General features: G+C 64.4%; 12 protein-coding genes. 1 reads left to right on the forward strand and 11 read right to left on the reverse strand.

Annotation, left to right across the window (positions count from 1 at the left end):
• Window positions 1-11: 11 nt before the first annotated feature.
• The 6 genes from spt to ABC729_RS03605 form a co-directional block, all read right to left on the reverse strand.
• Window positions 12-1,229, reverse strand: coding sequence for a serine palmitoyltransferase (gene spt, locus ABC729_RS03580; RefSeq protein WP_495606279.1), 1,218 nt, complete (start codon window positions 1,227-1,229; stop codon window positions 12-14).
• 3 nt (window positions 1,230-1,232) lie between these two features.
• Complete coding sequence (locus ABC729_RS03585) at window positions 1,233-1,484, reverse strand: acyl carrier protein (protein ID WP_054167148.1); 252 nt, start codon at window positions 1,482-1,484, stop codon at window positions 1,233-1,235.
• 212 nt (window positions 1,485-1,696) lie between these two features.
• Window positions 1,697-2,641, reverse strand: coding sequence for an NAD-dependent epimerase/dehydratase family protein (locus tag ABC729_RS03590; RefSeq protein WP_495606280.1), 945 nt, complete (start codon window positions 2,639-2,641; stop codon window positions 1,697-1,699).
• Window positions 2,642-2,643: 2 nt separating this feature from the next.
• Window positions 2,644-4,377, reverse strand: coding sequence for a fatty acyl-AMP ligase (locus ABC729_RS03595; RefSeq protein WP_495606281.1), 1,734 nt, complete (start codon window positions 4,375-4,377; stop codon window positions 2,644-2,646).
• A gap of 175 nt (window positions 4,378-4,552) precedes the next feature.
• Window positions 4,553-5,680, reverse strand: coding sequence for a CDP-glycerol glycerophosphotransferase family protein (locus tag ABC729_RS03600; RefSeq protein WP_495606282.1), 1,128 nt, complete (start codon window positions 5,678-5,680; stop codon window positions 4,553-4,555).
• The gene (locus ABC729_RS03605; protein ID WP_495606283.1) at window positions 5,677-7,038 is read right to left on the reverse strand and encodes a lipopolysaccharide biosynthesis protein; all 1,362 of its coding nucleotides are present in this window, start codon (window positions 7,036-7,038) and stop codon (window positions 5,677-5,679) included. Before ABC729_RS03605 ends, ABC729_RS03600 begins: the two co-directional genes overlap by 4 nt.
• Window positions 7,039-7,248: 210 nt before the next feature.
• On the opposite strand from ABC729_RS03605, the gene ABC729_RS03610 reads away from it, so the two are divergent.
• A complete protein-coding gene (locus tag ABC729_RS03610) occupies window positions 7,249-8,070 on the forward strand; it encodes an MlaA family lipoprotein (RefSeq protein WP_495606284.1) in 822 nt (273 codons plus the stop codon).
• A 19-nt stretch (window positions 8,071-8,089) separates the two neighbouring features.
• On the opposite strand, the gene ABC729_RS03615 is transcribed toward ABC729_RS03610, so the two are convergent.
• The 5 genes from ABC729_RS03615 to ABC729_RS03635 are packed head-to-tail and all read right to left on the reverse strand — an operon-like array spanning window position 8,090 to window position 12,569.
• Window positions 8,090-8,845, reverse strand: a complete 756-nt coding sequence (locus ABC729_RS03615; protein WP_495606285.1) for a sulfite exporter TauE/SafE family protein — start codon at window positions 8,843-8,845, stop codon at window positions 8,090-8,092.
• 57 nt (window positions 8,846-8,902) lie between these two features.
• Window positions 8,903-9,520 carry a class I SAM-dependent methyltransferase gene (locus ABC729_RS03620; RefSeq protein WP_495606286.1) on the reverse strand — a complete coding sequence of 206 codons (618 nt, stop codon included), beginning with the start codon at window positions 9,518-9,520 and terminating at the stop codon, window positions 8,903-8,905.
• Window positions 9,517-10,452 carry a hypothetical protein gene (locus tag ABC729_RS03625; RefSeq protein WP_495606287.1) on the reverse strand — a complete coding sequence of 312 codons (936 nt, stop codon included), beginning with the start codon at window positions 10,450-10,452 and terminating at the stop codon, window positions 9,517-9,519. The genes ABC729_RS03620 and ABC729_RS03625 overlap by 4 nt, the downstream gene beginning before the upstream one ends.
• Window positions 10,449-11,402: a diacylglycerol kinase family protein gene (locus tag ABC729_RS03630; protein WP_495606288.1), complete on the reverse strand. Its 954-nt coding sequence runs from the start codon at window positions 11,400-11,402 to the stop codon at window positions 10,449-10,451. Before ABC729_RS03630 ends, ABC729_RS03625 begins: the two co-directional genes overlap by 4 nt.
• Before the next feature lie 6 nt (window positions 11,403-11,408).
• Window positions 11,409-12,569: a CDP-alcohol phosphatidyltransferase family protein gene (locus ABC729_RS03635; protein ID WP_495606289.1), complete on the reverse strand. Its 1,161-nt coding sequence runs from the start codon at window positions 12,567-12,569 to the stop codon at window positions 11,409-11,411.
• Window positions 12,570-12,598 lie beyond the last annotated feature (29 nt).

A 12,598-nucleotide genomic window follows, 5' to 3' on the forward strand; every position in this document is an offset into this window, starting at 1 on the left:
CCGAACCAGCCTTACTCGGCGGCGGTCTGTACCAGGGACGGCTGCACGTTCAGCTGACGGGCCACCTTGCCGAACAGTTCGATGGCGGTGTCGATCTGCTTGGTCGTGTGGGCGGCGCTGACGCTGGTGCGCAACAGGGACTGGCTGTTCGGCGTGGCCGGCGGCAGGGCGAGGTTCAGATACAGACCCTCTTCTAGCAAACGGTTCCAGAAGGTAATCGCCAGCTCGATCGACGGCAGGGAGACCGCCACGATGGGGTTGACGTCGGGACCAACCTGGAAGCCCTTGTTCCGCAGGCCCTCATACAGGCGCTTGGAATTGGCCATCAGCTTGGTGCGCAGGCCCGGCTCTTCCTGCATCCGCTCCAGCGAGCGCAGGCAGGTGGCGATGACCGAGGGGGGCAGGGAGGCCGTGAACATGTACGGACGGCAGGCGACCCGCAACACGTCGAAGTCCGGCAGGTCGGAGACGCAGAAGCCGCCGACGGCGCCCAGGCTCTTGGAGAAGGTGCCGACGATGAAGTCTACATCATCCTCAACGCCCACTTCCTGCGCCAGACCACGACCGGTGTCACCCAGCACGCCCATGGAATGGGCCTCGTCCACCAGCAGGTAGACGCCATTCTCACGCTTGACCTGGGCGAATTCCTTCAGCGGGGCAACGTCGCCCAGCATCGAATAGATACCTTCGACCACCACCAGCTTGTTGCCGGGATGGTCGGCGACGCGGCGCAGACGCTTGTTCAGGTCTTCCGGGTCGTTGTGACGGAAGCGGATGACCTGGGCAGGGGTCATCTTGGCCGCGTCATAGATACTGGCATGGCTGTCGCTATCCAGGAACAGCAGGTCATCCTTGCCCACCAGGGTGGAGATGATGCCCAGGTTCGCCTGATAGCCGGTCGTGAAGACCATGCAGTTTTCACGGCCATAGAACTTCGCCAGTTCCCGCTCCAGCGCGGCATGGCCGTCGTAGCTGCCATTGGCGATGCGCGAGCCGGTGGTGCCCGTGCCAAACGACTTCAGCGCTTCGACACCCTTGTCGATGCAGCTCTGGTCAAAGGTCAGGCCCAGATAGTTATTGGTGCCGAGCAGGATCGTGCGGCGACCGTTCAGCATGCCCTCTGTGGGGGAGAGCATCGCATCGAACTTTACCGTGAACGGGTCACGGCCGGCGCCGGCAATGCGGTGATAATGCTCGCGGAGCTTGGTGTACTTGGCAAGGATCGTCATTTCTCAGGCGTGCCCCCGGAGTTCCGATATGGTCCTGGCCAGGTCGCCGATGGTTTCAACCTCCGCGATCCGTTCCATCGGGATCGAGACGTCGAATTTATCCTCGAGCACCATCACGAAATCCATGACGGCCAGGCTGTCCAGGCCGAGATCACGCGTGATACTGGTCTCCGTCGTGACGGTGACCGGCGTTGGCAAGGTCTTGACCAGGGCGGCGATGATGGTTTCGACGATGTCGTTGACGTCGGTAGTCATTAAAGCGCCCCGGAAATCTGTCAGAATAGGTTGTTGCAGTAGCGAACAGCCGGTGCCCCCCGGCCTCTGTCCTAAAAAGCGTCACTTTCCGGTAAGGTAATTGCAACGCCGAAGGATGCAAGAGCAAACCACAAAACGCATGGAACACCTGTGACAGATGACACAGCACAGGGTAAATTCGCAACAGTTTGCAGCGAACTTTGTTCAAATCGCTATATCCAGCGATGCTCCCGATACCATTTTGCCGCATCCGCGAAGCCCTCACGCAGGCCGACGCGAGGTTTCCAGAGCGATTCAGGCGGCATTTGCTGCGACGCGACAGACCAGTCGGGATGGGTGATTTCCCGCGTTTTCGGCAGGGTCAGCATCACAGCCCTGTCTGTCAGGGCGGCGGTGGCGCTGCCGGCGAGACCGATGGCGCGCAAGAGTGGGATTGGCACCCGCACGCGGGCCGCGCGATGCCCTACAGCGTCCGCCGCGCAATCCAGCAGGGCGTGCCAGTCATAGCCCTCAGTAACGCCGTCACATAGCGCATATTCTTGCCCCTGCGGTCCGCCGGGGGCGGCCAGGGCGGCGATGGCGTCGGCGGCGTCGGCGACCTGTACCATGGCAAGGCGTGCGTCGGGCCCACCCAGCACAGGCACGACAGGCCCTGCCGCCGCCTTGAACAGCGACAGGGTTTCCCGGTCCCAGGGGCCGTAGATGGCGGGCGGGCGGATAATGCACCAGTCGGGTCCACGATAGGCCGCCAACGCTGCAATCTCTCCCGCCCGCTTGCTGGCGGCGTAATGGGACAGGTGCGGCTGGGTCGCGGCCTGGCTGGAGATCAGCAACAGGCGGGCGCTGGGCGCGTGGGTGGCGACGGCGCGACCGACGGCGGCTGATCCGCCCTCATTCACGGCGAAGAACTGCGCCCGGTTCCGCGCCTTGATCAGGCCGGCGCCATGGATGACGACATCGGCCCCGGTGACCAGCCTTGCCAGGGCGGCATCGTCGCGCAGGTCACCCAGCACCAGTTCGGGCCGGACATTAGCCAGCAGCGGATGCACCGGGTCCTGGCGCACCAGCATGCGGACGGCATAACCAGCGCGGTGCAGGGCCGCTACGATATAGCGGCCCAGAAAGCCCGTGCCACCCGTGATGGCGGCGACCTTCATGGTCAGGCGGACAGCATGGCGTTGGCGCCAAACTCACCGGCCAGCAGCATCTGCTTGGCCTTGGTGCGCGACAACTTGCCAGACGAGGTCTGGGGCAGGGAGTGGGTGGGCACCAGCACCACCTTCACCTCCAGCCCGTGGGCCGCGCGCAGCACGCCCTGTACCTGTGCGGCCAGGGCGGCGCGCGCCTCTTCCTGCGTCGGGCGGCACTGCACCAGCACCACCACCTGCTCCCCGCCATCACCATCGACGGAGAAGGCGACCACGTCGCCGCTGCGCAAACTGTCGATGGAATGTTCGGCGGACCATTCCAGGTCCTGCGGCCAGATGTTGCGGCCATTGACCAGGATCAGGTCCTTGGCGCGGCCCGTGATCACGATCTGCCCTTCGCAGAGATATCCCAGATCGCCCGTGTCCAACCAGCCATCGGCGGACAGAACGGCCGCCGTTTCCTCCGGCCGATTGAAATAATCGCGCATCAGGGAGGGGCCGCGCGCAAACAGCCGGCCCACCTGCTTTTCGCTCAGCACCTTGCCATCGGGATCGCGCACTTCGATCTGATGACCCGGCAGGACAGGGCCGTTCAGCACGAATTCACGCTCACGCTCCGTCTGGGGACCCGGCGGCACGGCCACCGCGTCGCCTTCCAGCCGGTCAAGGTCGACCCGGTCGGTGACAAGGCCGACGCCCAGCGGCGCGAAGGACAGGGCCAGCGACGCCTCTGCCATGCCATAGGATGGCACCAGGGCGCCGGCGCTGAACCCGCGCGGGGCGAAGGTTTCCGCAAACTTGCGCAGAACACGTGGGCGCACCATGTCGCCGCCGATACCGGCCCCGCGCCAAGTGGACAGGTCGATGCCTTCCGTCGATGCGGTTTCCGCGCGCCGGGCAGCCAGCTCATACCCGAAGCTGGGGCTGTAGGACAGCGTGCCGCCATTACGGGTGATCAGGTTCAGCCACAGCAACGGGCGGCGGGCAAATTCGCGGGTCGGCAGATAGTCGATAGAGACCTGACAGACCAGCGGGGTCAGCAGGAAACCGACCAGCCCCATATCGTGATAGAGCGGCAGCCAGGAAACGCAGCGGTCGGCCGCCGTGATCTTCAGCCCATGATGGGTGATCGCATAGGCATTCGCCATCAACGCCTGCTGCGTTACCGCCACGCCCAGCGGGAAACGCGTGCTGCCCGAGGAGAATTGCAGGTAACAGAGGTCGTCGGGGCCGACGGTCGGTAGCTCAATCCCTGTGCCATCGACATCATCGAACACGGCAAGCGTGCCCACGGCCTTCATGCCAAGGCCATCGGCGGCGGCCTTCACCCAATCGGACAGGGAGGCCGGCGACAGGACGGCGGCGGCATCTGCCCCCTGCATCATGCGACGGATATGCTCGATATAGGCGTCCTTGCCGCCAAACGCTGCCGGCAGGGGCAGGGGGGCGGGGACCAGACCTGCGAACTGGCAGGCCGTGAAGGCGCGCATGAAGTCGCCATCGCTTTCGGCGATGATGGCAACGCGGTCACCCTTCACCAATCCCTTGGCCAGCATGCGCTTTGCCAGCGCAACACCCTGCGCATACATTCGGGCATAGGGCAGGGCCTCCGTTAGCTCACCCTTGCCGGAATAGAAATTAAGGCCGGTTTCCCCGCGCGCCGCGTATTCAATCGCTTCCGGCACCGTGGCGAAATCCGCCAGGCGGGAGGCGAGAGCATGCTTGGAAGGGGTGGGGCTGGCCATGGCGTACTGTTCCGAACAAGGGGGCGGGAGGCCCGAACCGAAGGATTGAATGCCGTTCACGATGCGCAACGACAAAAGCGTGCCCCCAACATATGGAGGCCCGTCCATGCCGGCTCATACCAGAGCGGGAGGTTTCGGGCAATCAGCGCGGATGTAGGGGCACCCCTGCCGCATGTCAAATGGCGCGGGACAGCCATTCTGCTAGCAATTGCGCATTATGCCGCCCCGGATCGGCCACCGACAGGTCGAAATTGGCGGCAAAGGCCCGTTCCTGCCCCCCCCGCCATTGCTCGTGGCTGGCGAAGGCATCGTCCAGCCGGGCCGGCAGATCCTCGACATCGTCCAGCACAGGGCCGAAGGTCCAGAACAGATAACGAGGATTGTCCTGCCAGCCGACGCCATGGGCATTCAGGAAGATGCAGGGGCGCGGCTTACACAGGAATTCATAGACTTGGCTGCTGACGTCACCCATGTAGAGGTCAGCCGCCATCGTGTAGGTCATGTCGCAGCTGGCATCGCTGCCCAGATCGATGCGGACATGGTTCAGGCCCCGGAACCGTTCGAACGCCGTCAGCTTGCCCGGCGTCACCGGATCGAACATCCGCATATGGGGCGCGAAGATCAGGTTATAGCGGTCCTGATTGGCCATGATTTCCAGCACCCGCATGCCGAAACGGGGCCAGGAACACAGAGTCGGGTCGAAATGCGGATTGTAGAGGATGGTCGGCCGGCCATTGTTGAACAGGGGCGGACGCTGTCCTTGCAGGCGGTTCACCAGATCGAACTTCGTATAAGCGGAAACCGCGTAGCGCTCGGGCGTGAGATAGCCTGCCTCCACCAGCCAGTTCGCGATCTTCGGGCTGGGGATCATGTTGAAGTCGAACTTGGCGACGCGGGGATCGACGGCCACATTGCGATCGCCGGCGCCATGTTCGGTATTGATGAATTTCGGTCGCCGGACGCCCAGATTGCGGAGCCACAGGCTGGTCTTCTCCGTCGAAACCAGGGCGTCATACTGGTTCAGCAGGCCCCGGTTATGGAACAGGGACCAGACCTTGGGCGGCACAGGCAGGGCGCGGAAGCGGCGGTAAAGACGAATGCCGAGGGGCTGCGGCATCAGGCGCAGTGTGACCCTGGCACCGGGATAGAGAGGGATGAACTGCTGGACATAATCCAGATGATCCTGGCTGGGGGCCAGAATATCCACCTGCCATTCGGGATGCAGGATCGACAGTTCTAACGCCAGGGGCAGGGAATGCAGGATCTGGTGATTCTGACTGTTATAGAGAAACCCGATCCTCATTGCCTGTTCCGCTCCTCCGCCATCTTGTGCCGGAACCAGCGCACGACCGGCACCAGGAACGCGACCAACACCAATATGGCGGAGAACATGCGGGCCCAGCCTGCGCCAATCAAGCCAAACCAGTGGATTGAAGCCAGCAGGATCGGGATATAGAGCGTCGTGGTCCAGATGCGCACGATCAGGGCCTTGTGCGCCTCACCCGCCGAAACCATCACGGGTTCCAGCGGGAAGGACCAGATGCCGACAACAGCGGCGGCCACCAGCCACATCATGACGGGCCAGGCGGGCACGAACTCCTCCCCCACGATCAGGCGCAGGCCGATTTCCCCGATGAACCAGCAGATGACCAGCGCCAGCAAGGCTCCGGCCCCGGCCAGCAGGGCCGAGCGCTGAATCAGGGAACGCATTTCGCCGAACTGCCGCGCCTCGATCATGCGGGACAGTTCCGGATAGATGGCCGGGATCAGCAGCTTGGCAGGCTTGGCCAGTGCCTCCCCCAGCTGCCGGGCGATGCGGAACAGGGCGGCGTCGCGCGGCCCCAGCATCCAGCCGACCGCCAGCGTACCGATATGGGTATAGGCCAGTTCCAGGGTGGAGGAAAAATTGGTGGACCAGACGAAACTCCACACCCCGTCGAATCCATGGGTCATGGGCTTGCCGTCGCCGCGCCAGCTATAGCCGTCCAGCAGGCCACGCTTGCGCAACTCGGACCAGCCCTTAGCGATCAGGTAGATGCCCGCAATGGCGGTGGCGATGTACCAGGCCACCAGGAACGCGACGATGCCGCCACTCATCATCCAGGCGATGCCGCCGCCCACCATGCGGATGATCGCACCTAGCGTGCTTTGCACCGACAGGATGTCAAACCGGTCGATCAGGCGCAGGATGCCCGTCGGTGTGGCCTGCACCATGAACAGGACCGATGTTACATAGATCAGGGCGGCCGGCATCAGCTCTGCCGGCCAATCGAACGATGGGCCCAGCGCCCAGGCGACGGCCACCGACAGGAAGGTGCCGGCCACCGCACTCCACCCGTCCAGATGGGCCGTGAAGCGCAGCAGGCGCTGGAAATCGCCGATCCTCCCCTCATTCAGGGCGGGGGTGCCATAGCGCAGGACGGCTTGCCAGCTCTGGAACTTGGCGATCTCGCCTATGGTTTGGGTGAAGGTATGGATCAGGACCAGGATGCCGAACTGTTCCACGCCCAGCGCCCGCGCCGCAATGGCGAGACCCGCCAGGCCGGCGATGGCGTTCACCGTCTTGCCACCCAGAAGGATTCCGGCATTGGCGAACAGGCGGCGCAGGCGGTCATCGCCGAACCAGGAGGTGAGGGGGGAACGGAACGTCTTACGGGCCACGTGTCGAGCTGTCTGAAATGGGTATGCACCGCCCATTTAGCAGCAGGCTGCCCATCCGCATAGGCCATGCATGACGGGGTAGACGAAATGCAGCGTTGGCAATGGCGACTTCTGCTGTGACTGTTATCACTTTACAGCGGACGGATGCGGCCTACATGAACAAGGTTCGCGTACCACCGCTGATTTTCTGTTGCTGTTGAGGCCTTGCCCATGTCGTGCCTGTCCGCCACCCATCTGCTGCACCGCACCGCGCTAGCTACCTTGCTGGCCCTTGCTGTTACGGCTGTGCCGGTTGCGGCGCAGGATAATGCGACGGCACCGTCGCCAGCGCTGAACGTGGACAATGCAGCCCTGGTCGCCGCCGGTCCGGCAGAGGATGTGAACGACCCGCTGGAGCCGGTGAACCGGGCCATCTTCTGGGTCAATGAAGGGCTGGATGTGGTCATCATCCGCCCGGCGGCGAAGGTCTACCGTACCGTCCTTCCGACCCCGGTGCAGAAGGGTGTGCGCAACGTTCTGCGCAACCTGCGCTCCCCCCTGGACCTGACGAATCAGCTTCTGCAGGGGGACTGGCATGGGGCCGGCGATGTGCTGCGCCGGTTCACCATCAATACCACCATTGGCCTGGGCGGTCTGATGGATGTGGCCGCCGATCATGGCATGCCTTATGAATATGAAAGCCTGGATCAGACCCTTGCCGTCTGGGGCATCCCTGAAGGCCCGTATCTGGTGTTGCCGCTGCTGGGCCCGTCATCGGTGCGCGATGCCACCGGCTTCGTGGGTGAGTATTTCGCTGATCCGGTGTCGAACTATGCCAGCAATACCGACCAGGACTGGATCACCCTGACACGGGGCACCCTGACGGCGCTGGACACACGGGCCGAATATATTGAGGCGCTGGACGATGTGAAGCGCAACAGCTTCGACTATTACGCCTCCATGCGCTCCCTCTACCGTCAGCGACGGGACGGCTGGATTCGCGACGGCAAGCCGGATGTGGAGCAGATGCCGGATATCCCCGATTACGAGTAAGTGATTGATGGCTGGCCGATCAGGCCAGCCATTTCTGTATGACGTCGACCAGATTGCGCAGGCTGAGCAGCATGATGACCACAGCAACGAGGATCATCATCGGCTTGTCTGGCAGTTTCTGTGTCACCATCGCCGCAAACGGTGCCGCGATAACGCCGCCGATGATCAGGCCCAGGATGGCGGGCCACAATTCCAGCCCGATGGTGAAGATGAAGGTGAAGGACACCGTCATCGTCACGAAGAATTCAGCCAGATTGGTGGAGCCGATGGCGTAGCGCGGCTGGGTGCCGCCACCGATCAGGGTGCTGGCGACCATCGGGCCCCAGCCACCGCCGCCAATGGCATCCAGGAAGCCGCCGCCAAGCCCCAGGCCCGCGACCTTGCGCGTTGACAGCTCATGCGGCGGGGGCGGGTGCAATGCCTTCCACAGGATCAGTCCACCCATGGCCAGAAGATAGACGGCCACCACGGGCCGAATGACATTGCCATCGATCCCCGACAGCACATAGGCACCCAGCGCGCCGCCCAGCATGCCGGGAAGGGCCAGCCGCCAGACAAGATCAAGGCGGACATTCTTGCGCCGCCAATGGGCGAAGCCTGACGCCCCGGTCGTGAACATTTCCGCCACATGTACGCTGGCACTGGCCGTGGCGGGGGGCACGCCCATTGACATCATGACGCTGCTGGCTGTCACGCCATAGGCCATGCCGATGGCTCCGTCCACCATCTGGGCGGCGAAGCCCACAGCGATGAAAAGCAGGATGTCTTCGATCATCGGGTTCCTTCCGGGTGTCGGCCTGGACCGTCTTTGTGCGGGAAAAATCCGGTCAGGTCAAAACCGGCGCCACAGGGTGGCAAGCCATTCCTGCCGGTGGCGCGGCGATCCTTCGGGCCGGCGCCAATCAGCAAGCAGGGTGAACCCAGCCCCCTTCACCGCCGCCTTCCAGCTTTGCGGGCGGCGGAACGCCAGATAGCGGCCATCGGCGGCCATGCCTTCCATGCCATCGCCCGTGGGATCGCAGGCATAGAAAACACCGCCAGACCGCAGCCAGTTCCCGACCCGGTGCAGAACCTGCGGAAGGGCGATGTCCGGGAGGTGGAAGAACAGATGATGGGCCCATATCCCGTCGAACGAATAATCCATCCAGGGGGCGGGATCGCTAGACAGCAGGTCCAGCACATGCACGGCGCACCCCGTCTGCTGTGCCGCGATCGCGGCCAGCGTCGAGCTTCCATCAGCCCCGATCGCCATGGCGCCGGCATCCCGGAAGCCGCCAAGGTCCCGCCCGGCGCCGCATCCCAGGTCCAGAATGACGGGCGCTTGTTTGTCGATGGTTGTCAGGAACCGGTGCCGGGCACCGGCGCTGTCATGATCGGCCAGAAGGTCGGCATAATGCGCGGCATGCGCGCTGTAATGGGCGAGCGTGGGGTTCGCTACCCGCCCGGTCACCGGATGATCCCCATGCGCTTCAGCTTCCAGAGGATGCCGGGGGCCGACAGGATCGGGTGACGCCGCTGCCATGGCGTCAGTTCCAGCCGCACACCGGAATGACGGTGCAGCTTCCACAACAGGTAATCGACCCCGCCGGTGAAGGTGAAGGCCGCCTTTACCAGCCGGGCGATGTTCAGCACCTTGCCGAACCGCCCGCGCCACGCCCAGGCGCTGGCCGCCCTTGCCCGTTCAGCCGGTGACAGAAGCGGGTGCAGGTGACCATCGGGCCGTTCCTCAAATGGAACCCGCGCCGATGCCCAGGCGGGGGGCAGCAAGGCCGTGTAGCGGTCGGCGGCATGGTCCACGATGCTTACCCCACGTGAGGCCTTTTCCACGCGTAGCTCGGCGCTGTAGGTGGCTTTGAACAGGGCCTTCCAGTAATCCCGCGCGGTCCCGTCCGCCGGCCCCAGCAGGGCGGCCCAGCGGGTGGCCGTCGTGACCGCCTGGGCCACGGCGGCGCGTACCTTGTCGCGTGACGCCGCGTCGCGGGTGTGGGCCAGCATCACCGGCTGGGTGAACCGCGCCCAGATGGTGGTGTCCATGCCGTCAAAACGGGTGCTGCGCGCGAACTGGTCAAGGCCCATCACGGCCACCTTGGCCCGCAACAGATGGCCCTGCCACGGCACCTCCCAATATTCCACGCTGGGCGGCAGCAGGCGGGTGGCGGCGGCCAAGGGGCGGCTGTTCCGCCAGCCTGTCAGACTGTCGACCAGCACATAAAAGTCCAGCAGCCCCTCGACGTCACCCGTGCGCAGATTGGAGCCGTAGAACAGCACCGAAGCGACATTGTGCCCGCCATGCGCCACCAGGGCCGCCACCAGGGCGGCGGCGGGTGCGGGCAGGGACAGGTCCCATTCCTGATCAATCAGGGCGGAAAGCGGGTCGGTCACGGCTGAACGAAGGTGATGCTGTCGGCGGCGGACAGGATGACACGACCGGCGGGATACGTCTCCCCATCCATGATCAGGGGACGGGTCAGCTGCAGCTCGATCCGTTCCGCCCCGCCCGACCGATAGGCACCGGTATTGCGCATGCCGGCGCTGGGCCGTCCTGTCATCAGGCGCGGCAGGGCGCCCAGCAGGCCGGGCGGACTGGCCGCCACATCCAGGAAACGCATGGGTTGCGTGCCATGGTCCCAGAAGGGCCACAGGCCCATGATCAGCTTGTTCAGCGTCGTCGCCAGGAACAGGAAGCGGTTGCCGTCCTGTGCCTGATCGTCGTCAACCGTCGCAGTGAAGGCCTCTCCGGCCAGCCAGCCATGGCTGTCATTGCCGATCAGTGCCCGGCCCAGCACGCCCGCCATGGTTAGCACCACCGCGATTTCCTGGGTGAAGCCGGCCTTATGGATGGCGGCATTGGCCAAGTCGGTGCCGCGCGTGAAGGCGCCGGCCCCCATGAACATGCCGCGCACCGGCCCATGCTCGCCATCCGGCCAATGCAGCGACAGGACGGGCCGGCGCGTGGTGCGCGTGCCCAGCGTCCCCTCGTGTGCTGCTCGCACCAAGCCTGCCAGACCACGCGGCCCATAGCCATGGGTGCCAACATCGGCGGCGATCAGGTTGGTCTTGCCTGCCGCCAGGATGGCTAGCGCGGGGGCCGCTTCACCATAGGCATGGGGCAGGGCGGTCAGGACCTCCCGCACGGTCCCGTCACCACCATCCAGTGTGATGACATCCACACCGCCATCCGCAAAGCCGCGCAGGGCCTGCACCAGCTTTTCAGGGGTGTCCGGGGATGCCACATGGCCCCCGAACAGGCGTGCGGCGTCAGCCGGCAGATCGATGCCGCCGGCCTTGTTCCGATGGCTGAACGGATTACGGATAAGACCTGGACGCACCATGATGGATCAGGCGGACAGGTAGGAGGTGATGGGGCCCTTTTTCGATGCCTGCTCGGCCTGAACGATCTGCGCCATATGCACGCCGAAGCAGGCAACGATCCAGAAGATCACCAGCGCCATGCCGATATCCGGGCGGCCCAGCAGGGTGGCGAGCGTCAGGATCACCAGATTGGGATTGCGCCGCGCCGTGATCAGCCGGAAGAAGCTGTCGAACGGTCGCCAGGTGTGCATGTCGATCTTGAAGCGCTTGATGAAGTAGCCTTCCTGCAAACGTTGCGACACATAGCCAGCCCAGATCACGATCAGGGCGAAAATCTCTCCGCCCGGCATGGTGAAGCCCGCCGCCGACAGGCCGGCAACCCAGGCCCACCACCAGAAGGGCGGGTGGACCAGATCGATGCCATGGTCAAAGATATTGCCCCATTTGCTGCTGGTCAGCGTCACGCGCGCCAGCTTGCCATCGACCGTGTCCAGGAAGGTCATGACCCAGCCGGCGGCAAGGCCGGGAAGGTAATGCCCCTCCGCAAACAGCCAGAGCGCCAGCAGCATCAGGACCGCGCCAATGCCCGTCACCATGTTGGGTGTCATGCCCAGCACGGCGCAGATTTTCGTCACGTGCCGGGCCGGCAGCGGCCAGACATATTTGGTGATGACGTCGGTGACGCCCTTATAGCTGCCGGCGAACATGCGCTGTTCGATCTTGGGCAGCGCCTCCGGCGTCAGGCGCAGCAGGAACGGGGTTTCGCGCTTGCGCAGCGCATGATTGTAGGAGGAGGACAGATCATCCGGCACCAGCACGCGCAGCCGTGCCGCCAGATCGGCGGGAACGATTCGGCTGCTGTTCAGCATCTCGGCCACCTCGGCGGCATCCTCGGCGGACACATGGGCTGCGACGGGTTCCTGATTGCGGCTGTCCACCAGGATGGTGCCCGGCCGTTTGGCCAGATCGCGCACCAGCACCTCGTCAAACACCCAGTCGGTGCGCAGCAGTAACTGTGAACGGCCCTGATCCAGCCCGTCCCAGGCCCGGACCTCCGTCACGCCATTGCGCACGCATTGGCGGCGCAGGCGTTCGGCGGAACTCATGCCCCACAGGCGGACGGGATTATCGCCGATGGTGGCGGCCATGGGCGGGGCGGTTTCAGCGGCGTGATTGTCGGCGGACAAGGCGTGAACCATGATCAGATGGATTTGTT

The sequence above is a fragment of the Niveispirillum sp. CC-CTL257 genome, from assembly GCF_059489915.1.